The organism is Thioclava sp. IC9 (assembly GCF_002213225.1).
GTDB lineage: Bacteria > Pseudomonadota > Alphaproteobacteria > Rhodobacterales > Rhodobacteraceae > Thioclava > Thioclava nitratireducens.
The window spans coordinates 360,923-384,570 of sequence record NZ_NBNX01000003.1; the positions used below are offsets into that span (position 1 = coordinate 360,923).

The window sequence follows — 23,648 nt, forward strand, 5'->3', positions numbered from 1 at the left end:
ATGCTCAAACTGAACGACCCGAGCCTGCTGGAAACCCGCGCCTATGTGAACGGCGAGTGGATCGAAACGGGCAAGACGTTTGACGTGACCGACCCAGCCACGGGAGAACTGGTGGCCAAGGTCGCCGATCTCGACGTGGACGCCACGCGCGCCGCGATCGAGGCCGCCCATGCCGCGAAACCGGACTGGGCCGCGCTCACCGGCAAGGAGCGCGCGGGCTACCTGCGGCGCTTCCACGACCTGATGATGGAAAATCAGGACGACCTCGCCGCGATCCTGACCGCCGAGATGGGCAAACCGCTCGCCGAGGCCAAGGGGGAGATCGCCTATGGCGCAAGCTTCCTCGAATGGTTCGCCGAAGAGGCCAAGCGCGTCTATGGCGACGTGATCCCCGGCCACCAGCGCGACAAGCGCATTCTCGTGATCCGTCAGCCGGTCGGCGTGGTGGGCTCGATCACGCCGTGGAACTTCCCCAACGCGATGATCGCGCGCAAGCTGGCCCCGGCGCTGGCGGCGGGCTGCACCTTCGTTGGGCGCCCCTCCGAGCTGACGCCGCTCTCGGCCCTCGCGATGGCCGTTCTGGCCGAGCGCGCGGGCATCCCGGCGGGTGTCTTCAACATCATCCCCGGCGTCGATGCGGCGGGCATGGGCGAAGAGCTCTGCGCCAATCCCAAGGTCGCCAAGATTACCTTCACGGGCTCGACCCGCGTGGGCAAGATTCTGATGCGCCAAGGGGCGGAGACGGTGAAGAAGATCAGCCTGGAACTGGGCGGCAACGCGCCATTCCTCGTCTTCGACGACGCCGATCTCGATGCGGCGGTCGATGGCGCGATGATCGCGAAGTTCCGCAATAACGGACAGACCTGCGTCTGCGCGAACCGGATCTACGTGCAGGCCGGCGTCTATGACGCCTTCGCCGAGAAGCTGACCGCGCGGCTTGCGACCCTGCGACCGGGCAACGGGTTCGAGCCGGGCGTAACCACCGGGCCGCTCATCAACGCGGACGCGCTCGCCAAAGTCGAGGCGCATATCGCGGACGCGACCGAGAAAGGTGCGCAGGTAGCTGCTGGCGGGCACCGCTCGAACCTAGGGCGCACCTTCTTCGAGCCGACGCTGCTGACCGGCGTGACGCAACAGATGCGGGTCGCGCGCGAGGAGACCTTCGGCCCGCTCGCCCCGCTGATCCGCTTCGAGACCGAGGCCGAGGCGATCGAGATGGCCAACGCGACCGAATTCGGGCTGGCGGGCTATTTCTACGCCCGTGACCTCGCCCGCGTCTGGCGTGTGGCCGAAGCGATGGAGACCGGGATCGTCGGCGTGAATACCGGGCTGATCTCGACCGAGGTAGCCCCGTTCGGCGGCATCAAGCAATCCGGTCTGGGTCGCGAAGGCTCGAAATACGGCATCGAAGATTTCACCGAGCTGAAATACATGTGCCTCGGCGGGATCGAGTGACCGCTGCACCTGAGACATCAGGGCGAGAATAGAGAAGCGGCGGGCTTTCCCGCCGCTTCTTTCATTTTAAAACGCGGACTGAAGAGCGCCTGCGCCCGGAGCGCGCCGAAGGCGCAGGGCGCGCGGCGGCCCGTCCCGACGGGCTGGGGCATTGGTGACCGCGCGCGACGCTCATTCGATGGAGGGGCGTGGCTGGAATAAAGCGCGTGCCGTCCAAGGTCGCGATGCGCCACCCCACGGGCCGCCGCGCGCCCTGCTCCCCTACTCGCCCATCAGTTCCTCAAGGCGCTTGCGCTCTTCGTCGGAGAGATCGGGCTGGGCCGGCCCATCGGACACCACGCGGCGCGAGCGGACATAGAAGAACCCGCCAATCAGCGCCACGATCAACGTCGCCGGACCGAGATACCACAGCAGCAGGTTCGCCCCGCGCTTTTCGGGCTCGAACAGCACATACTCGCCATAGCGAGCGGTGATGTAATCGATCACCTGGCTATTCGTGTCGCCCGCCTTGAGCCGCTCGCGCACCAGCAGCCGCAGATCGCGCGATACCTCGGCGTTGGAATCGTCGATATTCTCGCCCTGACAGACCGGGCAGCGCAGCACCTTGGAGATTTCGCGTGCCCGCGCCTCAAGCGCCGGGTCCTTCATGATCTCGTCTGGCTGCACCGCCAGTGCAGGCCCGAGCGAGATCAGCGCCGAGAGAACCAGCGTCACGACAAGAAGGGTTTTCCTGAGCATCGTTCACTCCGCCGGAGAAGCGTGCGCCGAGGTCGCACGCGATTTGCGCGCCCCCGCCGCAACACGGTAACGACGGTCCGACAGGCTCAGAAGCCCGCCCAACGCCATGATGATCGCGCCCGCCCAGATCCAGTCCGCGAAGGGCTTGATATAGGTGCGCACCGCGTAGCCGCCCTGATCCTGCGGATCGCCGATCACGAGGTAGATATCACGCAGCGGCGTGGTGTGTATCGCGGCCTCGGTCGTGGGCATCCGCTGCACCGGGTAGATGCGCTTCTCGGGATGCATCGTCGCGATCTTCTTGCCGTCCTTCTCGACCAGCATCGTCGCCATCTGCGAGGTATAGTTCGGCCCCTTCTCCTTATGCACTTCGGTCAGCGTGATCTGGTAGCCGCCGACGGTGAAAGGCTCGTCAATCTTGGCGACACGGATATCCTCGAGCTGACCGGCGGTCAGCAGGCCGATGCCGATGAAGGTGATGCCAAGGCCGGAATGGGCCGTGGCCTTGCCCCAGTCGGCGCGCGGCAGGCGTTTGAGGCGCCCGAAATTGCGGGCCGAACGCTGCCACAACTCGGTCATGGCGCCGAAGACCAGCCAACTGCCGAGGAACACCGCGACGAGGGCAAGAAGCGAATTGCCGCTCTCGACGGCCCAGGCAAGCCCGCCCAGGGCCAGCGCCAGCACGAAGGCCGGGACCAGGGGTTTCACCACGCGGCCGAGACGCGCGCGTTTCCACGGCATCATCGCGCCGATCGGCAGGATCAGGGCGAGGATCACCATGAAGGGGGTGAAGGCCTGATCGAAGAACGGTGCGCCGACCGAAAGTTTGCGCCCGAAGAACATCTCCGCGACCAGCGGCCAGACCGTGCCAACGAAGACTACGAGGGCTGCGACGGCCAGCAGGATGTTGTTGATCACCAGCGCGGTTTCCCGAGACAGCATCGAGAACACGCCCTTTGCCTGCATCGAACTCGCACGGAACGCATAGAGCGTCAGCGCCCCGCCCACGAAGAGGGCGAGAATGCCGAGGATGAAGATGCCGCGTTGCGGGTCGGAGGCGAAGCTATGCACCGAGGTGATCACGCCCGAACGCACGATGAAGGTGCCGATCAGCGAGAAGCCGAAAGCCATGATCGCCAGAAGGATCGTCCACGATTTCAGCGCTTCGCGCTTCTCGACCACGATGGCCGAGTGCAGCAGCGCGGCGGCCAGAAGCCACGGCATGAACGAGGCGTTCTCCACCGGGTCCCAGAACCAGAAGCCGCCCCAGCCAAGCTCGTAATAAGCCCACCAAGAACCCAGCGCGATGCCGATGGTCAGGAATATCCACGCCGCCAGCGTCCACGGCCGCACCCAGCGCGCCCAGGTCGCGTCCACCCGGCCTTCGATCAGCGCCGCCACCGCGAAGGAGAACGACATCGAGAGGCCGACATAGCCGAGATAGAGGAACGGCGGATGGAAGGCCAAACCCGGATCTTGCAGCAGCGGGTTCATCCCCTCGCCGTTGAAAGGCGGCTCCGCGAGACGCAGGAACGGGTTGGAGGTGAAGATGATGAAGCCGAGGAACGCGACGCCAATCCACGCCTGAACGCTCAGCACACGCGCCCGCAGCCGCGGTGGCAGAGCGCCACCGAACACGGCCGCCGCCGCCCCGAAGAGCGACAGGATCAACACCCAGAGGAGCATCGAGCCCTCGTGGTTCCCCCAAACGCCGGTGATCTTGTAGAGCATCGGCTTGTCGGTATGGGAATTCGCCCAGACCAGCTTCAGCGAGAAGTCCGACACGACAAACGCATGGGTCAGCGCCGCAAAGCTCACCGCGATGAGCAAAAACTGCGCTGTCGCTGCGGGCTCGCCCACCGCCATCCAGCCGCGCCAGCCTTTCTGCGCGCCGACGATCGGCACGATGGCCTGCACGATGGCCACCGCAAAGGCGAGAATCAGGGCAAAATGCCCGAGTTCGTTGATCATGGGACTCCTCCTGTCGCGGGGCGAGAGCATAGAGATATACGGCCTTCGGGCCAAGGAGGATGCGCGCCGATGTCGCAACTTTCCCACGCGAGATCACGGGGCCGTGAATGGCGCACCCCATCCCCAAGGTCTAAGCAAGGCGCGTGAGAGCAAGAGGGAAGCTAAATATGCGTGCGATCGTGATCGGGCCGCTGCTGGCCTTGGGGCTGGTGACGGGATGCCAGTCGGAGCCGGGCGACCCTCTTGAGGCGATCGCACCGAACGCGATCTGGGAAGTGGTGTCGATTGACGGCAAACCGATCCCCAATGGCGTGGAGGTCACCCTCACCCACCCCGAAAAGGGTTTGGTGGCAGGCAAGGCCGGCTGCAATCACTACAACGGCCGGATCTCGGAGAAGGATGGCCGAGTGCGAGTCGGTGAACTGGCGGGCACGCGGATGATGTGCGCCGAGCCCGCAATGGGTGTCGAGAAGGCCTTCCACTCGGCCATGGCCCGCGTCGATACGGTGAAACTGTCGCAGGACCGGCTGGAGCTGATCGCGCAGGGCGAGACGGTGATCGAAGCCACGCAATAAGCGCCTTGACCGAGGGCCCTGCGCGTGGCCCTCTCGGGCGATGTTCCCGATCCGCGATCACAATCCTTCGTACAATACCCCGTGGGTCACATGGGCCCTGATCGCGATCAATATCGTGGTTTATGTCATGACCGCGCCATGGGGCGGCGATCTGCGGGAACTCTGGCTCGACAACGCGCTCTGGCCTGCCGCCGTGACCCATGGCGTCGCGTGGCACGGGCTTTTCACCCATATGTTCCTGCATGCCGGCATCCTGCATCTGGCGGGCAACATGCTGTTTCTCTGGGTCTTTGGCGACAACCTCGAAGATCGGATGGGTCGCGTCGCCTTCCTGCTGTTCTACTTCGCCTGCGGGTTGGCCGCCGCCTTCGCGCAGATCGCAGCGAACCCCGACGCGACCGTGCCGATGGTGGGCGCCTCGGGCGCGATCGCAGGCGTGATGGGAGGCTATCTGCTGCTCTATCCGAAAGCGCGGATCGACGTGCTGTTCTACTTCCTCGTCTTCTTCAAGATCTGGGCCACGCCCGCTTGGCTGGTTCTGGGTCTCTGGTTCACGCTGCAACTGTTCAACGAGCTGACCTCGAGCGCCTCGGGCGGGGTGGCTCACATGGCCCATATCGGCGGCTTCGTGGCGGGCGTGCTTCTGACCCTGCCGCTATGGCTCCGGCTCGGCGGGCCGCTCTTCTGGCGGCTCACCCATGGCCACCCGCCCTTCCCAGAGGCGCGCGAGAGCCAGACCAATATTCCCACAGTCACACGGAGACGCTGATGCTGCCCGAAATCCAGTCGCCCCACCGCCTGATCTGCCATTGCGGCGCGGTGGAGATGGAAGTGACGCTTTCCGACAGGCTCAACACCAAGCGGCGCTGCGATTGCTCTTTCTGCCGTCGGCGGGGCGGTGGCGGTTTCGGCCCCGCTCTCGGGCATCCGCATCTTAAAGGGCGAGGACAACCTGACGCTCTATCAATTCGGCACAATGACCGCGAAGCATTACTTCTGCAAAACCTGCGGCATCTACACCCATCACCAGCGGCGCTCGAACCCGAACCAATACGGCGTGAATGCCGCCTGTCTGGACGGGGTGAACCCGCGCGATCTGGGCCCGGTGCCGTGGAACGACGGCGTCAATCACCCGACCGATCGCACCGACTGATCCTCTCGGATGAACGCGGCCGCGCGCTCGGCGATCATGATCGTCGGCGCGTTGGTATTGCCCGAAATGAGATGCGGCATCACCGAGGCATCGACAACGCGCAGCCCGTCGATCCCACGCACCCGCAGCTGAGGATCGACCACCGACATGTCGCCCTGCCCCATCGCGCATGTGCCGACCGGGTGGTAGATCGTATCCGCCCGCGCCCGGATATCGGCCATCAGCCCTTCATCCGTTCCGTCATGCGGATAGAACCTGCGCCCCCGCCACGGACGAAGCGGCTCCGCCTCGGCGATCTGGTCCAATAGCCGTGCGCCCTTCAGCAGTAGCTCTGCGTCGCGCGGATCGGAGAGATATTCGGGGTCGATCAAGGGCGCCGCGCGCGGATCGCTCGAGGCCAGCCGCAGCGTGCCGCGCGACTGAGGCCGCAGCGGGCAGATATGAGCCGACCAGCCATCGGCCAGATGCGGCTTACGCATGTGCTGATCGACGATACCGACGACGAAATGGATTTGCAGATCGGGTCGGGTGAGGCTCGGATCGCTCCGCAGGAACGCTCCGCCCTCGGCCATGGGCGAGGCGAACAGCCCCTCGCCATGCTTGCGCCACGCGCCCGCCGCCCGCGCCAGCCGCAGCAGGCCGCGCGGGTTGAGGCCTACGACATCGCGCCGGGGCGAGGTGTAGCTGATGACGTAATCCAGATGATCCTGAAGGTTTGCCCCCACGCCCGGCAGATCGAGACGCGGCTCGATCCCGACCTCACGCAGATGATCCTCAGGCCCGATCCCCGACAGCATCAGCAGTTGCGGCGAGCCGAACGCCCCTGCCGAGACGATTACCTCGCGCGCCGCCTCGATCTTCATCCGCTTGCGGCCTTGCCGGACGATTGCCCCCGTCGCACGGCCCTCCGCAATCTCAATCTTCTCAGCGCGCGCACGTGTCAGCACGGTCAGGTTCGGCCGATCCATCACCGGATGCAGATAGGCCGCCGCCGCCGAACAGCGCTCGCCCTTGCGCGGACCGTCCCAGAACTGCGTGACCTGATAGAGCCCCGCGCCTTCCTGTCGTGGTCCGTTGAAATCCTCGTTCGGCGGGCATTCCACGGCTTCGCAGGCCTCGATGAAAGCGCGGCTGATCGCCCGCGGCCGCCGCTGATCGCCGACCTGCAACGGCCCCGCCGCGCCATGCCAGTCCGACGCCCCGCGGGCATTGCGCTCGGAGGCGAGGAACCACGGCTTCACGGTCTCCCAGTCCCAGCCCTCGGCGCCCGCCTCGGCCCAACCGTCGTAATCCTCGGGCTGACCACGCGCATAGAGCATCGCGTTGATCGCCGACGACCCACCAAGCCCCCGGCCCCGCGGCTGGAACCCGCGCCGCCCGTTCAACCCCGGTTGCGGCACCGTGCGTAGCACCCAGTTATGGATCGGCGGCAGCCCCGCCACCATCGTGGCGACCAGCGCAGGCGCACGCACGAAGATGTCGCGCGCCTCGCGCCCCGCCTCGACAAGACAGACGGTCACGGCCGGGTCCTCCGACAACCGCGCCGCCAGCACCGACCCCGCCGAGCCGCCGCCCAGAATGAGATAATCGAAACGCAAGGGCTCCTCCTTCCCTCGTTCGCGAAAAGCCTAACGGGTTTCGGAAGATAGGAAAGGATTACGCTGGGTCGGACGGGTCAGGGACGCGCCCGAGCCTCGGGTGAGAACGGCTAGAGTTGAATGCCCGGATCAGCCGCGAAGCGGCCCTGGCAGCGCCCGACCGCCCCCTCGGGCGGGCGCTTTTTTAACGGCAGCGCGCGGGTCGAGGTCGCCCGGACGTGGCGGGGATAAAGCGCCAACCTCAGAGGGCGACGCCCACCCGGCGGTCTGGCCCCGCCCTCCGCTGCACACAAAAGAAAACGCCCGGTCTCTCCGACCGGGCGCTCCAAACTCTCTCGCCGGCAACCTTAGCTACGCAGCGTGCCGCCGGTGGCTTTGCTCACCTTCTCGACGATCTTCTTGCTCACCGCTTCGATCTCGGCATCGGTCAGCGTCTTGTCGGCGGGCTGCATCCGCACCGTCAGCGCGATCGACTTCTTGCCCGCGCCCATCTGTTCCTCGGCCTTGGCGCCGGCGAACTGGTCGAAGACATTCACGCTCTCGATCAGCTTCTTGTCGGCGCCCATCGCCGCGTTCACCGCCGTCAGCGCCTCGACATCCGCATCCACGACGAAGGCGAAATCGCGCTCGACTGCCTGCAGATCGGAAATCTGCAGCGCGGGTCGCGTCGCGCCTTTTTTCTTCGGGAAGGGGATGTTCGCCAGACGGATGGTGAACGCCACCGCCGGGCCTTTCACGCCCAGCTCGCGCAGCACCTTGGGATGCACCTCGCCAAAGGTCGCCAGCAGGTTCGGACCGAGCGCCACATTGCCCGCGCGGCCCGGATGCCACCACGCATCGAGCTTGCGGTTGATCTGCGCGCGCGCCGGTGCGCCGACCGCAGCCAGCACGGCCTCGGCATCGGCCTTCGCATCATAGAGGTCCACCGGACGGCGCGAGCCGAAGGGATCGCGCGGCGCGGAGTGACCAACCAGAAGCCCCGTCGCCTGCAGAACCTGCTCCCCCGGCTCGCCGCCGTTGAACGCAGGGCCGACCTCGAACAAGGCCAGATCGGCGATGCCGCGCGCCTGATTGCGGGCAGCCGCCTGCAGCAAACCTGGCAGCAGGTCGGGACGCATATGCGTCATCTCCGAGCTGATCGGGTTCTCCAGCTTGGTCGCATCCGCGCCACCGCCGAACAGCTTGGCGGAGGCCTCGTCGATGAAGCTGTAGGTCACGCACTCATTGTAACCCAAAGCCGCCGTGGTGCGTCGCGCCATCCGCTCGCGCTGCTGCATCGGGGTGAGGATCGCGCCGGGCACGCCGGTCGTCTCGCGGCCCATCGGCTTGCCTTCGAGCTTGGTCAGCGAAGCGATCCGCGCCACTTCCTCGACCAGATCGGCCGAGCCCAGCACGTCCGGACGCCAAGTCGGCGGCGTCGCCATGTCGCCCTGCAGCGTGAAGCCTAGAGCTTCCAGCGTCTCGCGCTGCGTCGCCTCGGGAATATCCATGCCGACGAGCGAGATCACCCGCGCCGGGTCCAGCTTGTAAGCGCGGCTGACATCCGGCACCGCGCCGTCCATCACCAGCTCCGACACTTCGCCACCGCACAGATCGACGACCATCTTCGCTGCCAGATCCAGCCCCGGCAGCGTGAAGGCCGGATCGACGCCGCGCTCGAACCGATACCGCGCATCCGAGTTGATCTTCAGCGCACGGCCCGTGGCCGCGATGGTGATCGGGTCCCAGTAAGCGCTCTCGAGGAACACGTCGACCGTGTCCTCATCCGCGCCGGATTCCTCGCCCCCCATGATCCCGGCAAGGCTCTCGACCCCCTTGTCGTCGCAGATCACCATGTCGCCTGCCCGCACGGTGTAGGTTTTCTCGTCGAGCGCGAGGAATTCCTCGCCGCCGGAGGCCTGCTTGATCACCAGGTTGCCCGTCACCTTCTTCATGTCAAAGACGTGGAGCGGCCGGTTCAGGTCATAGGTGAAGTAGTTGGTGATATCGACTAGCGTCGAGATCGGACGCAAACCGATCGCGCGCAGCCGCTTTTGCAGCCAGTCGGGCGACGGCCCGTTCTTCACACCGCGGATCACGCGACCAGCAAACAGTGGGCAGCCCTTGTCCTTCAGCGCCGGGTCGATCGTCACCGAGATCGGCGCATCGAACGCAGCCTCGACCTTCGGCACGTCGAGCGGCTTGAGCTTGCCCAGCCCCCGCGCCGCCAGATCGCGCGCAATACCGCGCACGCCAAGCGCATCGGGGCGGTTGGGCGTGATCGCGATCTCGATCACCGGATCGACCGCCTCGGGACGGTTCTGAGCCAGCCAGTCGGTGAACTTCTGGCCCACCTCGCCCGACGGCAGTTCGATGATGCCGCTATGCTCGTCCGACAGCTCCAGCTCGCGTTCGGAGGCCATCATGCCGTGGCTTTCCACACCGCGGATATTGCCCACCGACAGCGTCACATCGATGCCGGGCACGTAATCACCGGGCTTGGCCAGCACGACCGTGATCCCGGCCCGCGCATTCGGCGCACCACAGACGATCTGCTTCACCCCCTCGTTGGTCTCGACCATGCAGACCCGGAGACGATCGGCGTCGGGGTGCTGCTCGGCGGATTGCACCTTGGCCAGCGTGAAGGTCTCGAGCTTCGCCGCCGGATCGACGACCTCCTCGACTTCGAGACCCAGATCGGTGAGCGCCTCGGCGATCTGATCGACGGTGGCCTCGGTCTCGAGATGATCCTTGAGCCAGGACAGGGTGAATTTCATCGGACTTCCCTCAGGATTTTCTGCGCAGAGCGAGGTCCTTGTAATCCCCCATCTCGAGGAGTTTCAACTCCCGCCAGAGCCGGATCGAGGGTTTTGCCGCGAAAAGGATGGACCCGATCAGGAACAACCACGTCCCCGGGACCATCAGGCTGTCGTAGAAGAAGAAGATCGACCCCACGACGAAACAGAAGGCCGCGCCGAAATCCACGACCGTATAGGCGATCTCGGTGATGGCGACGAAACGGCGCTGCTCGGGGGTCTGTTCATGCTTCGGGGTGTCGAAGAGGCGTTTGTTCTGTGACATTGGAGGCTCCTTGATAGTCCTCTATCAAGCGAAACCGCTCGCAGACCAGTTCCATCTCGGGGTTAAAACCTCCGTTACGCTCGAAATAGGCCTGATGATCGCGCCGCCAGCCGATCAGCGTCTCGTTCTCCCCCTCGGCCAGCGCGAAGTCTTCATCGACATCGCAAAACCGCCGGATCGTGACCTCGACGGTTTCGATCATCACCGCCGGTTTGCCGTCCCAGTCGAGCGCGATATCGCGGCGACTCACGTGTCAAGAGAAGGTGAATATCACCTGGTTGCCTCGAGACGTATGTGAGGGATCATTGTGTTTTCAATCTGGGAAAGCGCGGGATTCATAACGCAGTCTATCGGATCCTCGTCAACCTGACCTTTCCAAATAATATTTTCGTACTGCTCCATTCGATCTGACTGGCGATCGGTCAGTGCCCGGCCATATTCTGTCGCCTGACCACGGATCATTCGTATTCTTCCTCCTAGCGTCACCACTAGACGCGCACGGACTTCGAAGAAGCTGTCAATGGCGTCTGATAGGTTTGCGTCACCAAAGAATGCCTTCGAACGAACCTGGAGATGTCTCAACTTCTCGAAGTCAGTGTCGAGCGCACCGATCTCCCGGAGCCGCCGACGAAAATCAAATGTCCCGTCGTCTTCCTCTCCGTCTGGCGGCCCATACCCTATGGGAGACCGAATGGAGGCAATCTTGTCAGTTAACTCGGAAGCTACCGCAACCAGTTCCTCACCTAGCTCCGCCCGCTTCACTGCAACCTTTTCGCGCCGCCAAGCTTCGAGTTGCCTCCAACCAATCACGACGCCTGCAATCAGGGCAATGTTCCTAAGCCACTCTGTGACGGGGCCGACCCACCAGAAGTCGACGCAGACGTTCTGGCATGCCGTGATCGTCTCCATTAGCGGCTCAACCCACCAGCCACCGTCGGCAGATCCAGCGCGCTGAACCCGTAATGCTTCAGCCAGCGCAGGTCGCTCTCGAAGAACGCCCGCAGGTCCGGGATGCCGTATTTCAGCATCGCGAGGCGGTCGATCCCGATGCCGAAGGCGAAGCCCTGCCATTCGTTCGGGTCGATCCCGGCGGATTCGAGCACTTTCGGATGCACCATCCCCGAGCCCAGGATCTCCATCCAGTCGTCGCCCTCACCAATCTTGAGCGAACCGCCCTCCCACGAGCAGCGGATATCGACCTCGGCCGAGGGCTCCGTGAAGGGGAAATGCGAGGCGCGGAAGCGCAGCTCGACGCCGTCCACCTCGAAGAAGGCCTTGCAGAACTCTTCCAGCACCCATTTCAGGTTCGCCATCGAGATGTCCTTGCCGATCGCCAGACCTTCGACCTGATGGAACATCGGCGTGTGGGTCTGGTCCATGTCCATGCGGTAGACGCGACCCGGCGCGATCACGCGGATCGGCGCGCCCTGCTCCAGCATCGCGCGAATCTGCACCGGCGAGGTATGGGTGCGCAGCACATGCGGCGGGCGGTCGTCACCCTCGTCGCGATGCATGAAGAACGTGTCATGCTCCTGCCGCGCGGGGTGTTCGGGCGCGATGTTGAGCGCGTCGAAATTGTGCCAGTCGTCTTCGATCTGCGGACCTTCGGCGACCGCAAAGCCCATATCGGCGAAGATCGCGGTAACCTCGTCCATCACCTGAGAGACCGGGTGAATCGTGCCCTGCCGCCGCGGACGGCCCGGCAGCGTCACATCGAGCCATTCCTCGCGCAGCCGCGCATCGAGCGCCGCATCCGCCAGCGCCGCCTTCTTCGCGCGCAGCGCCGCGTCGATCTCGTCCTTCAACACGTTGAGCGCCTTGCCCGTGGTCTGGCGCTCCTCCGGGGTCATCTTGCCCAGCTCACGCATCTTCAGGCTGATCTCGCCCTTCTTGCCCAAGGCGGCCAGACGAATCTCTTCCAGCGCGGCCTCGTCGGTCACATCGGCCACGGCGTTCAGGTATTTATCGCGAAGCTCTTGCATATCATTCCCCGGGAATTTGCCTCGGTGACGGGTTAGCCGCGCCGGCGCGCCTTTGCAACCTCGCGCTTGCAGGCAAAGGGCGGATGGGGGCGCTGCCCCCTCTGGCTTCGCCATTCACCCCCGGGATATTTCCATCAAGAGGAAGGTTAGCGGTTCATTAACTGGAATCGCGTTCACTCGGAGATGCGGTACAGGCGGGGACGCCGATGACCGCTCAAGGGGAAGCGCCCGGCCTGCCGCCCGATGATGGGTCCGAGCCGGGCGTTTTTCTTCCTCTTGATCCAAATATCCCGGGGGGGCTCCGAAGGAGCGGGGGGCAGAGCCCCTCCCCGACCGGTCATCCACTCGAAACGAAAAAGGCCGCCCCAAACGGAGCGGCCCTTCCCGAATTCTATCGTCAGCCGATTACGCGGCGGCGGCGGCTTTGGCCTGCTCGACGATCGCGCCGAAAGCTTCCGGCTCGTGCACGGCGAGATCAGCGAGAACCTTGCGGTCCACTTCGATCCCGGCCTTGCTCAGGCCGAAGATGAACTTCGAGTAGCTCAGATCGGCATCGACGGCGCGCACGGCGGCGTTGATACGCTGGATCCAGAGCGCGCGGAAATTGCGCTTACGGGCTTTACGGTCGCGGGTCGCGTATTGGTTCGCCTTGTCGACCGCCTGGGTCGCAGTGCGGAAGTTGCGCGAGCGCGAGGAATAGTAACCTTTCGCCTTCTTGAGCACTTTCTTGTGCGCGGCGTGGGTGACCTTACCGGATTTGACGCGTGCCATTGTTCAAGTCTCCCGAATTCAGCGGTTGTAGGGCATGTATTTCTTGACGATCTTCGTATCCGGCTCGCTGAGCACCATGGTGCCCGAGGTTTCGCGGATGAATTTCGTCGAGCGTTTGATCATGCCGTGACGCTTGCCGGCCGGACCGACCTTGACCTTGCCGGTCGCGGTGAACTTGAACCGCTTCTTGGCAGCGGATTTCGTCTTCATCTTGGGCATTTACAGCTCCTTTGCAGGGTGTGGAAGCGCGACTCGGCATGCCACATAGGCCGGCCGCGCGGGTTCAGAGAGGGCCTGTTAGACGCCGCAGGGCGGTTTGGCAAGGGAAAAATCCGGATCGGTCGAAGGCACCGGGGACCGTATTAGCGATTGACCACGCGGGCCAATGTACGCGCCACCGCTTCGGGCACCATCCTGAGCGTGTAGCCACCCGGACGGGCGTAGAAGGCGATCACGATCAGCGCGCCCGCTACCACGATTCCGACGATGGCCGCCCGCGGGGGGCGGCCATCGGAGAAGGCGGAGATCGCGGCCGGGATCGCGAAGATCGCGATCGCCAGCCCGATCGTCAGCAGGAGATCGGTATCGATCGAAGAAAGATCCATCGCCTGTGCCCTTGTCACCACCCCTTTCGGGAAAGGTTACTCAGGGTCGGTGCGGTAAATCAATCGCTCATCACAGGGCGCGACACGCAGGATGTTCGTGGTGCCCTGCACGTTGAAGGGCACACCGGCGGTGACCACGATCTGCTGCGTCTCGTCGGCGAAGCCGAAATCGCGCGCGGCACGGGCCGCGTTGACCACGGCCTGCTTGAACCGCTCCAGCTCGCCACACGGCACGGCATGCACGCCCCAAGTCAGCGAGACCCGGCGCAGCGTCGCCTCGATCGGCGAAAGCGCGATGATCGGCACACGCGGACGCTCCCGCGCGATCAGCCCGACGGTCTGGCCCGATTGCGTGTAGGCGCAGATCGCGGCGATATCCGTGGTTTCCGCGATCTCGCGGGCGGCAGCCACGATCCCGTCCGCGACGGTCTGGCGGGCCGCATGGCGCGACGCTTCGATCACCTCGCGATAGGTCGGGTCCTTCTCGACCGAGATCGCGACGTTGTTCATCGTCTCGACCGCTTCGACCGGGTAGTTGCCTGCAGCGGATTCCGCGCTGAGCATCACAGCATCCGCGCCCTCGTAGATCGCGGTCGCGACGTCAGAGACCTCCGCGCGGGTCGGCATCGGGCTCTCGATCATCGATTCCAGCATCTGCGTCGCCACGATCACCGGCTTCGCCCAGGTGCGACACTTGCGGATCAGCTGCTTCTGGATCGGCGGAACGGCCTGCACCGGAAGTTCCACGCCCAGATCGCCGCGCGCCACCATGATCCCGTCCGAGACCTTGAGGATATCGTCGAAGCAGCGGACCGCCGAAGGCTTCTCGATCTTCGACAGGATCGCCGCACGGCCCTTGGCCAGTTCGCGCGCTTCTTGCACGTCCTCGGGACGCTGCACGAAGCTCAGCGCGAGCCAGTCGACACCCATCTCGCAAGCGAATTCCAGATCCTTGCGATCCTTCTCCGAGAGCGCGGCCAGCGGCAGCACCACGTCGGGGACGTTCACGCCCTTGCGGTCCGAAATCGTGCCGCCCACGGTGACGGTGCAATTGGCGAAATCATCGCCGCATTCGTCGACCACGAGGCGGATCTTGCCGTCATTCACCAGCAGTTCCGAGCCCGGCTCGAGCGCCTGGAAAATCTCGGGGTGCGGCAGGCAGACACGGTGCGTTGCGCCAGGCGTCTCGTCGAGATCGAAGCGGAACTTGTCGCCGTCCTCTAGCTCGGCGCCATGCGCGGCGAAAGTGCCGACGCGCAGTTTCGGGCCCTGCAGGTCCGCGAGGATCGCGATCGGGCGACCGAACTCTGCTTCGAGTTGGCGGATGATGGCGTGGCGGGCGCGATGTTCCTCGTGGCTGCCGTGGCTCATGTTCAGGCGGAACACGTCCGCGCCTGCAACGAACAGAGCTTTGATGCTGTCATAATCCGACGAAGAAGGGCCCAGCGTAGCCACGATCTTCACGTTGCGAAGGCGTCTCATGCGTCCTCGTTTTCCGTTCAAATTGATGTCATTTCGTGGGCCAAGTAAGCGTATGGCGCAATTTGTCCCGGGCCGCAACTGGCGTGGCGCAATCTTTCCCGTTATCTGAGCCATATCGAGCAAGCGTGAAGAGAAGATGAACGAAAAACAGCCCTATTCGATCACGGGAGAGGCACGCACCGGACGCTGGCTGGTCACGTGCGATCATGCGCGCAACACCGTGCCCGGATGGGTGGGCGGTGGCGACCTGGGCATCGACGCCGAGGATATGGCGCGACACATAGCCTATGACGTCGGCGCGCTGGGGCTGTCGGAGGCACTGGCGGAGCGGCTCGACTCGCCGATGATTGCCAGCGACTTCTCGCGGCTGGTGATCGACCCGAACCGCGGCGAAGACGACCCCACGCTGGTGATGAAGCTTTATGACGGCACGATCGTCCCCGCGAACCGCCATGCCGACGCGGCGGAGGTCGAGCGGCGACTGGACCGGCTCTACCGTCCTTATCATGCGGAATATGCCCGGCTCGCGGCGCGGCGCGAGGATACGGTGATCTGTGCCGTCCACTCCTTCACCCCTCGCCTGCGCGGGCGCCCGCCCCGGCCGTGGGATGTCGGCATCCTGCACGCTCCGGCCGATCCGCGCCTCGCCTATGAGATGATCGCGGCCCTCGAGGCCGAGGGTGATCTCTGCGTGGGCGACAACCAGCCCTATCTTGGGCATCTTGAGGGTGACTCGATCGACCGTCACGCGCTGGCGCATCGCCGCCCGAACGTTTTGATCGAGCTGCGCAACGACCTGATCGCGACGCCGGAGCAGCAGGCGGCGTGGGCGGACCGCCTTGCGCCGATTCTGACCCGCGTCCTGGCGCAGAGCGGACTGTAATCGGCGACAGTGACGACTGCGGGCGCACATCGTTTCCGCCAGACGCATGCGCAGCCACATTTTGATCACATTCCATTGATGCCTTCGTGAGTGCCAGGGCGACGACACGCTGCGCGGCAACCTCGGCGCTGACTACCTCTTCGATGCGGAAGGGGCTAACGCGCTTTATGGCGGCTATGGCGATGACGAACTCTATGCCAGCGATCTGGACGGTGCCCCCGACCTGCTCGATGGCGGCGCCAACAACGACTACCTGAACGGCGATGACGGCGACACGATGATCGGGGGCACCGGGTCGGATTTGTTCGGGGTCGACTGGAACGAGGGCGATGCGCCGGTGACGGTGACCGATTTCGGACAGACCGACCCGATCATGGCCGCACCCGGCGAGGATCGCGGCATCGAGGTCGACGACCTCGCGCAGATCTCCGACTTCACCGTCTCGCAAAGCGGCACCGATTCCATCGCCTCGATCAACGGCCAGACGGTCGCGACGCTCAAGGATGTCGAATATGCCGCGCTGAAGGCGGCGGGCGGCGCGATCTACGCCACCGACGGGATCAATTACGGCCAGCCGAGCTACGCCTGACCGCCACTCGAATCGTATCGGAGGTCGCCGACCACGCGGCCTCTTTCCGTTTTGGTAAAGCGCCCGAAATCCGACCGTCCCGGGACACGGCACCAATCCGCGCCATGCCGGCCGATGGTTAACGACATCTGAACAATGGAGCGGTTTCGGCGTCACAAAGCTTTTGCGCAAGCGATCAAATATCGCGACGATGAGGGCAAGTTCAGGAGAAACCATGCTCGCCTTGTTCATCGCCACCACCATCGCGTTATGCCTTCTCGGCTGGGCCGAGGGTCTGCCGCGCCAGCGTCAGGTTCGCGTCGCCTCTGCCGCTGCAGCGATCGCCGCTGACCCATCGCATGGCGCCCGGTCGGACCAGACGCCCGAAGCGTCGGACGCCTCGGAAGACCTCGACGCTGCCGTGATGTCGCGCATCGAAACCTTGCTGGCGCATTCGAACCAACAGGCCGGCGCCCACGCAAAAGAAAACCCTGCGCCTGCCGCGGGCCCCGAACCGCTCCCGCGGATCGACGGGTTCGAGCCGGGAGACGCGATCGCCCTCGACTTCACCGGCGCTGCGCCGCGCCACGACGACATCACCTTCCGCACCTGCGCCGAAGGCACGCTGGTCGTGATCGACGGCCGGGCCGAGCTCGTCATCACCGGCGTCGCGCCAGAGCAACTCGCGCCCGACGCCTTCCAATTCCGCGCTCATGCGGCGGCCTGAGAGACACCGCCCGCATGACAGGAAAAGACCCCGGTTGGGCTGGCCGGGGTCTTTTCTTTTTAACTACAGGATGTTGCGCCTCGGCGCGGATCAGATCGCGGCCTTGCGGCTCTCGTCGAGATAGATCTCGCGCAGTCGCACCGCGACCGGACCGACCACGCCCTCGCCCACCGTCTCGCCGTCGATCTCGACCACCGGCATCACGAAGGCCGAAGCCGAGGTGAAGAAGGCTTCGTCCGCCGCTTGCGCTTCCTCGATGGTGAAGGGACGCTCCTCGATCTCCATCTGCGCTTCGGCGGCGTATTTCAGCAGCGAGGCGCGGGTGATCCCGTGCAGGATGTCGTGGCTTAGGTGTCGCGTGATGATCTTGTTGTCCTTGACGATATAGACGTTGTTCGACGAGCCTTCGGTGACGAAGCCATCTTCCACGAACCACGCATCATTCTTGCCCGCCTTCTCGGCCGCCATCTTCGCCATGGAAGGGTAAAGAAGCTGCACCGTCTTGATGTCGCGGCGATGCCAGCGCAGGTCGGGCAGCGAGATCACCTTGATGCCCTCTTTCGCCTTGGGATCGTTGGCCAGGTTCGGCTTCGACTGCGTGTACAGCACCACGGTCGGGGGCGTGCCCTCTGGCGGGTAGTGGAAATCGCGATCGCCCGCATTGCCGCGGCTGACCTGGAGGTAGATCATCCCTTCTTCGAGATCGTTACGCTTGACCAGTTCGCGATGGATCTCGATCCATTCGTCGCGGGTCAGATCGCACGTCATTTCCAGCTCCGCCAACGAGCGGGCGAGCCGGTTCATGTGACCTTCGAATTCGAGGATCTTGCCATCCAGAACGGAGGTCACTTCATAGACCGCATCGCCCATGACGAAGCCCCGGTCGAAGACCGAAACCTTGGCCTCTTCCTCGGGCAAATACTCTCCGTTGAGATAGACGATCCGGCTCATGTTCTCGCTCCTTGCAAACTCAGCCCCAGAGTTCCGGCTCCGGCGGCTCGACCACGCTGCCCTTGTAACGCAGCGGCACGTCGCGGTCTTCGGCCAGAAGCAGCGGGCCGTCAAGATCGACGTAATCCGCGCCCTGCGCGACCAGCAACGCCGGAGCCATCGCGAGGCTCGACCCGACCATGCAGCCCACCATGACCTTGAACCCCTCGGCGCGGGCCAGCGCCCGCAACCGAAGCGCCTCGGTCAGCCCGCCGGTCTTGTCGAGCTTGATGTTGATGACGTCATACTTACCGCGGAGGTTGAGAAGCCCGTCGCGCGTGTGGCAGCTCTCATCCGCACAGATCAGCACCAGCCGCTCGATTTCCGAGAGCGCCTCGTCCCCCGCCGCGGGCAGAGGTTGCTCCACAAGGGCGACACCCAGCTTTTTCAACTCGCCCTGAATGTCGAGGAAGGTTTCCATCTCCCAGCCCTCGTTCGCGTCGACGATGATCTTCGCCTCCGGGGCGCCCTCTCGTACCGCGCGCAGACGCGGCATATCCTCGGGAGTGCCGAGCTTGATCTTCAACAGCGGACGGTGCGCATGTTCGGCCGCCGCCGCGCGCATCTTGTCGGGCGTGTCGAGCGAGAGCGTGTAGGCCGTGACCTGCGGTTCTGGCTTTTCCAGCCCCGCAAGCTCCCAGACCGGCACGCCCTTCTTCTTGGCTTCCCAGTCCCACAGCGCGCAATCCACCGCGTTGCGCGCGGCACCGGCGGGCAGCGCATCCTGCAACTCGGCGCGGCTGATCCCCTCGGGCAGGCTCTCGATCTGCGCCGTCACACTGTCGAGACTTTCGCCGTAGCGCGCATAGGGCACGCATTCGCCGCGCCCGATCTTGCCGTCGCGCTCTATGGTCACGCTCAGTACATGCGCCTCGGTGCGCGAGCCGCGCGCGATAGTGAAGACCTGCGCCAGCTTGAACGTATCATGGCTTACCCGGATCATCCGCGCCCCCTTCGACTTGGTCAAAATATCCCCGCCGGAGGCATCCGACGGGTGTCACAGGCGAGACAATCAGATCGCGGCGAGCGCGTCCACCAGCTTGCCCGCGCCGAAGCGGAACGGGTCGGTCGCGGGCAGGCCCATTTCCTCCTCGACTTTGGCCAGATAGGCCTTGGCCTCGTCTTCCCCCATCTTCTGGGTATTGACCGAGATGCCGACCACCTGACAGGCGGGATTGGCGACCTTCGCCAGCGCGAGCGCCATGTCGCTGAGCTCTTGCAGCGAGGGCAGCTTGTAGCCCGGCAGCCCGCGCATATGGGTGCGCGTCGGCTCGTGGGCGAGGATCAGCGCGTCGGGCTGACCGCCATGGATCAGCGCCATCGTCACGCCCGAATAGGAGACGTGGAACAGGCTCCCCTGCCCTTCGATCAAGTCCCAATGGTCGGGATCGTTGTCAGGTGTCAGGTATTCGACCGAGCCAGCCATGAAATCCGCGATCACCGCATCGAGGGGCACCCCGTCGCCGGTGATCAGGATTCCGGTCTGCCCGGTCGCGCGGAAGCTGGCCTTCATGCCGCGCTCGCGCATTTCGCGCTCCATGCAAAGCGCGGTATACATCTTGCCCGCCGAGCAATCGGTGCCCACGGCGAGACAGCGTTTGCCGGTACGCTTCTCGCCGTTCGCGATCGGATATTTCACCGCCGGAATACGCACGTCATGCAACTGACGCCCGCAGGCATCGGCCACGGCGACCAGATCGGGTTCGTCGCGCAGCAGGTTGTGCAGCCCCGACGCGAGGTCGAGCCCTTCCTCCAGCGCCTCGACGAGCACTTTCTTCCAGGCCTGCGAAATCACGCCGCCGCGGTTGGCAACGCCGATCACCAGCGTCTTGCAACCCTTCGCGACCGCCTCTTTGATATCCAGATCGGGGATGCCCATGTCGGCTTGGCATCCCTCCATCCGGTACTGGCCGATGGCGTATTCAGGCCGCCAGTCCTTGATCCCCTGCGCCACCTTCGCGGCCAATGGATCGTGGGCATCGCCCAGAAACAGCAGATAAGGGGTGTCGATCAGCGACATGCGGGTCTCCCTGTGTTTTGTCTTTGTTTGTCGATGATATTAGGACGCGAAGCAAAAATTTCTTGGGGATTTCCGTGCAATATTCACGCAAAAACGGAAGATCCTTCGATAAAAGCGCCATCGCGACGCAATTTCGTGCATCACGCGGATTTCGAGGCGCGTCTGATGCTGCAGTGCGGCCTCGATTCTGCGCCTGCAAAATCGCCTTGCATGCGCCTGCGCAACAATATACCCAATCCGCAACAAAAAACGTAACTTCATTGCGAAAGGCCGCTTCATGAGCTTCCGCGTTCAACCTACGCCCCCTGCCCGCCCGAACCGCTGCCAGCTCTTCGGCCCCGGCTCGAACACCAAGCTCTTCCCGAAAATGGCCGCTTCCGCCGCCGATGTGATCAATCTCGACCTCGAGGATTCGGTCGCCCCCGATGACAAGGCGCAGGCGCGGCGCAACATCATTCAGGCCAGCCACGAGATCGACTGGGGCAACAAGTACCTCTCAGTGCGCATCAACGGTCTCGACACCCCCTACTGGTATCGCGACGTGGTCGAATTGCTCGAAGAAGGTTCCGAGCGCATAGACCAGATCATGATCCCGAAAGTCGGCTGTGCGGCGGATATCTATGCGGTCGACGCGCTGGTCACGGCGATCGAAACCGCGAAGGGCCGCAGCAAGAAAATCTCGCTCGAAGTCATCATTGAAAGCGCCGCCGGTCTCGCGCATGTCGAGGAAATCGCTGCATCTTCTTCGCGTCTGCAGGCGATGAGCCTTGGCGCGGCCGACTTCGCCGCCTCGATGGGAATGCAGACCACCGGCATCGGCGGGACGCAGGAAAACTACTACATGCTGCGCAACGGCGAGAAGCATTGGTCCGACCCGTGGCACTGGGCACAGGCCGCGATTGTCGCCGCCTGCCGCACGCACGGGATTCTGCCCGTCGATGGCCCGTTTGGCGATTTTTCCGACGATGACGGGTTCCGCGCGCAGGCGCTCCGCTCGGCGACTCTGGGCATGGTCGGCAAATGGGCGATCCACCCCAAACAAATTTCCCTTGCAAATGAGGTCTTTACGCCGTCAGATGAGGCGGTCACCGAGGCGCGCGAAATCCTCGCAGCGATGGAAGAAGCCAAGGCACGCGGGGAAGGCGCGACGGTTTACAAAGGCCGTCTCGTTGACATAGCGTCGATCAAACAAGCTGAAGTGATTGTAAGACAAGCTGAAATGATTAAAGATTAAGCCGCGCGCGAACGAATCGCGATATAGTTATCGAATCCCGGAGCGGTTGGGAGGGGAGGCCCGGCCGCATGAGGGAAAAGGAGCGCCCTGGCCCCGTGCCGGGGCGTTTCCGTTTTCTGGAATCGGGCACTCTCGCCGCGTAACCTTCCTTAACAGCCCCGTGCGACTGCCCCGTGACAGACCGCCACCGCTCAGTCCTTGAGCGGCAAACGAATCTCCGTCAGCAGATTTCCGGGCTTCGGCTCGAAGGGATCGTTCAGATAGACCTCGTAGCGATCGAGACCGCGCGGCGCTTCGCCCGACGCGGGATACCACTCCTGCGCCAGCCAGCGATACGCCTCGGGCAACTGGTCATAGGGTCCGGCGATCGTCAGGGTCGCATATCTCCCTGCGGGATAGCGGATTTCCTCGAGAGGCGGGAAGATCACGAACCCCTCGCCCACTATGAAACAGGCATGCGAACGCAGATCCTCCGCCGGGACCGTGCGCGGATTGTCATGCCCGATCATCGCCGGATGCTCGACCTCCGCCCGAGACGGTTCGGGAATCAGCGAAACGAGCCTCTGGAACACCGGCGCCACCGCAGGATAGGGCCCGGTATGCGCCAAACCCGCCAACCGCACCGGCGGCAGCCTCCGTATCTCGACCTCGTAGGCCATCGCACCCTCCATTGAAAGCTAACCGAGCCTCGCCCCGAGCAGTTTAGCGCTCCGCGCGGCCCCGCCTATCTAGCAGGCTCCCGCCACCCGCACATCTGCGATAGGCTGCCCATGCGCCACCCAGTTGCAATTCCCGAGCGTTGAAGACATTAAGGGCCCGAGTTTCCGGATGCGGAGTGATCCATGACCTATCTCGAATTCGAAAAGCCGCTGGCAGAAATCGAAGGCAAAGCCGAAGAGCTGCGCGCGCTGGCCCGGCAAAGCGAAGAGATGGATGTCGACAAGGAAGCGTCGGCCCTCGACAAGAAGGCCGAGACGATGCTGCGCGATCTCTACAAGGATCTGTCGCCCTGGCGGAAATGCCAGGTCGCGCGCCATCCCGACCGGCCGCATTGCAAGGACTATATCGACCAGCTCTTCACCGAATACACGCCGCTCGCAGGCGATCGCAACTTCGCCGACGACCATGCGGTGATGGGCGGCCTTGCGCGTCTGGGCGACAAGCCGGTGATGGTGATCGGCCACGAGAAGGGCAACGACACCGCGAGCCGCATCGAGCGCAACTTCGGCATGGCTCGCCCCGAGGGCTACCGCAAGGCGATCCGCCTGATGGACATGGCCGCCCGCTTCGGACTGCCCGTCGTCGCCCTGATCGACACGCCCGGCGCCTATCCCGGCAAGGGCGCGGAAGAGCGCGGCCAGTCCGAAGCCATCGCCCGCTCGACCGAGAAATGCCTGCAGATCGGGGTTCCGCTGATCTCGGTCATCATCGGCGAGGGCGGCTCGGGCGGCGCCGTGGCCTTCGCCACCGGCGACCGTGTCGCGATGCTGGAACATTCCGTCTATTCGGTGATCTCCCCGGAGGGCTGCGCCTCGATCCTCTGGAAGGATGCCGAGAAGATGCGCGAAGCCGCCGAGGCGCTGCGCCTGACCGCGCAAGATCTCAAGAAGCTCGGCGTGATCGACCGCATCATCTCGGAGCCGATGGGCGGCGCACAGCGCGACCCCAAGGCGACCATCGCTTCGGTCGGCTCTGAAATCTCGCTGATGCTGGCCGAGCTGGAGGGCAAGAAGCCCGCCGATCTCATCAAGGCCCGGCGCAAGAAGTTCCTCGACATGGGCGCGAAGGGGCTTTCGGCCTAAACCGAAACTCCTCCCGAAACGCGAAGACCAGCGC

24 protein-coding genes and 1 pseudogene are annotated in these 23,648 nt (G+C 64.3%); 9 read left to right on the plus strand and 16 right to left on the minus strand.

The window, feature by feature from the left end:
* Entirely contained in the window at positions 1-1,455 is a 1,455-nt protein-coding gene (locus B6V76_RS10245; RefSeq protein ID WP_075774005.1) for an NAD-dependent succinate-semialdehyde dehydrogenase, read from the plus strand.
* Between the two features lie 261 nt (positions 1,456-1,716).
* On the opposite strand, the gene B6V76_RS10250 is transcribed toward B6V76_RS10245, so the two are convergent.
* Positions 1,717-2,193: a cytochrome c-type biogenesis protein gene (locus B6V76_RS10250; RefSeq protein WP_088727361.1), complete on the minus strand. Its 477-nt coding sequence runs from the start codon at positions 2,191-2,193 to the stop codon at positions 1,717-1,719.
* 3 nt (positions 2,194-2,196) lie between these two features.
* A complete protein-coding gene (locus B6V76_RS10255; protein ID WP_088719560.1) occupies positions 2,197-4,164 on the minus strand; it encodes a heme lyase CcmF/NrfE family subunit in 1,968 nt (655 codons plus the stop codon).
* Between the two features lie 167 nt (positions 4,165-4,331).
* Here B6V76_RS10255 and B6V76_RS10260 point away from each other — a divergent pair, with 167 nt between their 5' ends.
* From B6V76_RS10260 to B6V76_RS10270, 3 genes and pseudogenes are all read left to right on the plus strand, one after another.
* Entirely contained in the window at positions 4,332-4,739 is a 408-nt protein-coding gene (locus B6V76_RS10260; protein ID WP_088727362.1) for an META domain-containing protein, read from the plus strand.
* A 40-nt stretch (positions 4,740-4,779) separates the two neighbouring features.
* Positions 4,780-5,508 (plus strand): rhomboid family intramembrane serine protease, encoded by a 729-nt coding sequence (locus tag B6V76_RS10265; protein ID WP_088727363.1) that lies wholly within the window; start codon positions 4,780-4,782, stop codon positions 5,506-5,508.
* Positions 5,508-5,892 (plus strand): annotated as a pseudogene (locus B6V76_RS10270) (GFA family protein). The gene B6V76_RS10265 and the pseudogene B6V76_RS10270 overlap by 1 nt, the downstream one beginning before the upstream one ends.
* Here B6V76_RS10270 and B6V76_RS10275 read toward each other — a convergent pair.
* The 10 genes from B6V76_RS10275 to pyk form a co-directional block, all read right to left on the minus strand.
* Positions 5,868-7,490: a GMC family oxidoreductase N-terminal domain-containing protein gene (locus B6V76_RS10275; RefSeq protein ID WP_088727364.1), complete on the minus strand. Its 1,623-nt coding sequence runs from the start codon at positions 7,488-7,490 to the stop codon at positions 5,868-5,870. The pseudogene B6V76_RS10270 and the gene B6V76_RS10275 sit on opposite strands and share 25 nt — an antisense overlap.
* A gap of 347 nt (positions 7,491-7,837) precedes the next feature.
* Complete coding sequence (gene pheT, locus B6V76_RS10280; protein ID WP_088727365.1) at positions 7,838-10,246, minus strand: phenylalanine--tRNA ligase subunit beta; 2,409 nt, start codon at positions 10,244-10,246, stop codon at positions 7,838-7,840.
* Positions 10,247-10,256: 10 nt separating this feature from the next.
* The gene (locus B6V76_RS10285) at positions 10,257-10,550 is read right to left on the minus strand and encodes a YrhK family protein (protein WP_075773997.1); all 294 of its coding nucleotides are present in this window, start codon (positions 10,548-10,550) and stop codon (positions 10,257-10,259) included.
* Entirely contained in the window at positions 10,510-10,800 is a 291-nt protein-coding gene (locus B6V76_RS10290; RefSeq protein ID WP_346426009.1) for an ASCH domain-containing protein, read from the minus strand. Before B6V76_RS10290 ends, B6V76_RS10285 begins: the two co-directional genes overlap by 41 nt.
* Positions 10,801-10,820: 20 nt before the next feature.
* A complete protein-coding gene (locus B6V76_RS10295; protein WP_088727366.1) occupies positions 10,821-11,459 on the minus strand; it encodes a hypothetical protein in 639 nt (212 codons plus the stop codon).
* Positions 11,459-12,532 (minus strand): phenylalanine--tRNA ligase subunit alpha, encoded by a 1,074-nt coding sequence (gene pheS, locus B6V76_RS10300; protein ID WP_075773994.1) that lies wholly within the window; start codon positions 12,530-12,532, stop codon positions 11,459-11,461. Before pheS ends, B6V76_RS10295 begins: the two co-directional genes overlap by 1 nt.
* 405 nt (positions 12,533-12,937) lie before the next feature.
* Entirely contained in the window at positions 12,938-13,303 is a 366-nt protein-coding gene (gene rplT, locus B6V76_RS10305; RefSeq protein WP_075773984.1) for a 50S ribosomal protein L20, read from the minus strand.
* 18 nt (positions 13,304-13,321) lie between these two features.
* Complete coding sequence (gene rpmI, locus B6V76_RS10310; protein WP_075773983.1) at positions 13,322-13,522, minus strand: 50S ribosomal protein L35; 201 nt, start codon at positions 13,520-13,522, stop codon at positions 13,322-13,324.
* Between the two features lie 143 nt (positions 13,523-13,665).
* The gene (locus tag B6V76_RS10315; RefSeq protein ID WP_240497837.1) at positions 13,666-13,908 is read right to left on the minus strand and encodes a hypothetical protein; all 243 of its coding nucleotides are present in this window, start codon (positions 13,906-13,908) and stop codon (positions 13,666-13,668) included.
* Positions 13,909-13,944: 36 nt separating this feature from the next.
* The gene (gene pyk, locus B6V76_RS10320) at positions 13,945-15,390 is read right to left on the minus strand and encodes a pyruvate kinase (RefSeq protein WP_075773982.1); all 1,446 of its coding nucleotides are present in this window, start codon (positions 15,388-15,390) and stop codon (positions 13,945-13,947) included.
* 136 nt (positions 15,391-15,526) lie between these two features.
* On the opposite strand from pyk, the gene B6V76_RS10325 reads away from it, so the two are divergent.
* The 3 genes from B6V76_RS10325 to B6V76_RS10335 all read left to right on the plus strand — a co-directional run bounded on the left by B6V76_RS10325 (position 15,527) and on the right by B6V76_RS10335 (position 17,568).
* Entirely contained in the window at positions 15,527-16,273 is a 747-nt protein-coding gene (locus B6V76_RS10325; RefSeq protein WP_088722313.1) for an N-formylglutamate amidohydrolase, read from the plus strand.
* Between the two features lie 277 nt (positions 16,274-16,550).
* Positions 16,551-16,862, plus strand: a complete 312-nt coding sequence (locus tag B6V76_RS10330) for a hypothetical protein (RefSeq protein WP_088727367.1) — start codon at positions 16,551-16,553, stop codon at positions 16,860-16,862.
* Positions 16,863-17,076: 214 nt separating this feature from the next.
* The gene (locus tag B6V76_RS10335) at positions 17,077-17,568 is read left to right on the plus strand and encodes a hypothetical protein (RefSeq protein ID WP_088727368.1); all 492 of its coding nucleotides are present in this window, start codon (positions 17,077-17,079) and stop codon (positions 17,566-17,568) included.
* A 90-nt stretch (positions 17,569-17,658) separates the two neighbouring features.
* On the opposite strand, the gene B6V76_RS10340 is transcribed toward B6V76_RS10335, so the two are convergent.
* The 3 genes from B6V76_RS10340 to dgcN form a co-directional block, all read right to left on the minus strand.
* On the minus strand, positions 17,659-18,519 hold the full coding sequence (locus B6V76_RS10340) for a D-amino-acid transaminase (RefSeq protein WP_088727369.1): 861 nt from the start codon (positions 18,517-18,519) through the stop codon (positions 17,659-17,661).
* A gap of 19 nt (positions 18,520-18,538) precedes the next feature.
* Positions 18,539-19,501: an N-acetyl-D-Glu racemase DgcA gene (gene dgcA / locus B6V76_RS10345; RefSeq protein WP_088727370.1), complete on the minus strand. Its 963-nt coding sequence runs from the start codon at positions 19,499-19,501 to the stop codon at positions 18,539-18,541.
* Between the two features lie 69 nt (positions 19,502-19,570).
* Positions 19,571-20,572: an N-acetyltransferase DgcN gene (gene dgcN, locus B6V76_RS10350; protein WP_088722626.1), complete on the minus strand. Its 1,002-nt coding sequence runs from the start codon at positions 20,570-20,572 to the stop codon at positions 19,571-19,573.
* A gap of 283 nt (positions 20,573-20,855) precedes the next feature.
* Between dgcN and B6V76_RS10355 the strand changes: the two genes are divergently transcribed.
* Complete coding sequence (locus B6V76_RS10355) at positions 20,856-21,812, plus strand: L-malyl-CoA/beta-methylmalyl-CoA lyase (protein ID WP_088727371.1); 957 nt, start codon at positions 20,856-20,858, stop codon at positions 21,810-21,812.
* A 191-nt stretch (positions 21,813-22,003) separates the two neighbouring features.
* Here the strand turns inward: B6V76_RS10355 and B6V76_RS10360 are convergent, their stop codons facing one another.
* Positions 22,004-22,471 (minus strand): GyrI-like domain-containing protein, encoded by a 468-nt coding sequence (locus B6V76_RS10360; protein ID WP_166504577.1) that lies wholly within the window; start codon positions 22,469-22,471, stop codon positions 22,004-22,006.
* Between the two features lie 183 nt (positions 22,472-22,654).
* Between B6V76_RS10360 and B6V76_RS10365 the strand changes: the two genes are divergently transcribed.
* A complete protein-coding gene (locus B6V76_RS10365; protein ID WP_088719547.1) occupies positions 22,655-23,614 on the plus strand; it encodes an acetyl-CoA carboxylase carboxyltransferase subunit alpha in 960 nt (319 codons plus the stop codon).
* The last annotated feature ends 34 nt before the right edge of the window (positions 23,615-23,648 follow it).

Coding starts and splice junctions, on each gene's coding strand:
- B6V76_RS10245 (WP_075774005.1), top strand. CDS start 1: ATGCTCAAACTGAACGACCCGAGCCTGCTGGAAACCCGCGCCTATGTG.
- B6V76_RS10250 (WP_088727361.1), bottom strand. CDS start 2,193: ATGCTCAGGAAAACCCTTCTTGTCGTGACGCTGGTTCTCTCGGCGCTG.
- B6V76_RS10255 (WP_088719560.1), bottom strand. CDS start 4,164: ATGATCAACGAACTCGGGCATTTTGCCCTGATTCTCGCCTTTGCGGTG.
- B6V76_RS10260 (WP_088727362.1), top strand. CDS start 4,332: ATGCGTGCGATCGTGATCGGGCCGCTGCTGGCCTTGGGGCTGGTGACG.
- B6V76_RS10265 (WP_088727363.1), top strand. CDS start 4,780: ATGTTCCCGATCCGCGATCACAATCCTTCGTACAATACCCCGTGGGTC.
- pheT (WP_088727365.1), bottom strand. CDS start 10,246: ATGAAATTCACCCTGTCCTGGCTCAAGGATCATCTCGAGACCGAGGCC.
- B6V76_RS10285 (WP_075773997.1), bottom strand. CDS start 10,550: ATGTCACAGAACAAACGCCTCTTCGACACCCCGAAGCATGAACAGACC.
- B6V76_RS10295 (WP_088727366.1), bottom strand. CDS start 11,459: ATGGAGACGATCACGGCATGCCAGAACGTCTGCGTCGACTTCTGGTGG.
- pheS (WP_075773994.1), bottom strand. CDS start 12,532: ATGCAAGAGCTTCGCGATAAATACCTGAACGCCGTGGCCGATGTGACC.
- rplT (WP_075773984.1), bottom strand. CDS start 13,303: ATGGCACGCGTCAAATCCGGTAAGGTCACCCACGCCGCGCACAAGAAA.
- rpmI (WP_075773983.1), bottom strand. CDS start 13,522: ATGCCCAAGATGAAGACGAAATCCGCTGCCAAGAAGCGGTTCAAGTTC.
- B6V76_RS10315 (WP_240497837.1), bottom strand. CDS start 13,908: ATGGATCTTTCTTCGATCGATACCGATCTCCTGCTGACGATCGGGCTG.
- pyk (WP_075773982.1), bottom strand. CDS start 15,390: ATGAGACGCCTTCGCAACGTGAAGATCGTGGCTACGCTGGGCCCTTCT.
- B6V76_RS10325 (WP_088722313.1), top strand. CDS start 15,527: ATGAACGAAAAACAGCCCTATTCGATCACGGGAGAGGCACGCACCGGA.
- B6V76_RS10330 (WP_088727367.1), top strand. CDS start 16,551: ATGATCGGGGGCACCGGGTCGGATTTGTTCGGGGTCGACTGGAACGAG.
- B6V76_RS10335 (WP_088727368.1), top strand. CDS start 17,077: ATGCTCGCCTTGTTCATCGCCACCACCATCGCGTTATGCCTTCTCGGC.
- B6V76_RS10340 (WP_088727369.1), bottom strand. CDS start 18,519: ATGAGCCGGATCGTCTATCTCAACGGAGAGTATTTGCCCGAGGAAGAG.
- dgcA (WP_088727370.1), bottom strand. CDS start 19,501: ATGATCCGGGTAAGCCATGATACGTTCAAGCTGGCGCAGGTCTTCACT.
- B6V76_RS10355 (WP_088727371.1), top strand. CDS start 20,856: ATGAGCTTCCGCGTTCAACCTACGCCCCCTGCCCGCCCGAACCGCTGC.
- B6V76_RS10360 (WP_166504577.1), bottom strand. CDS start 22,471: ATGGCCTACGAGGTCGAGATACGGAGGCTGCCGCCGGTGCGGTTGGCG.
- B6V76_RS10365 (WP_088719547.1), top strand. CDS start 22,655: ATGACCTATCTCGAATTCGAAAAGCCGCTGGCAGAAATCGAAGGCAAA.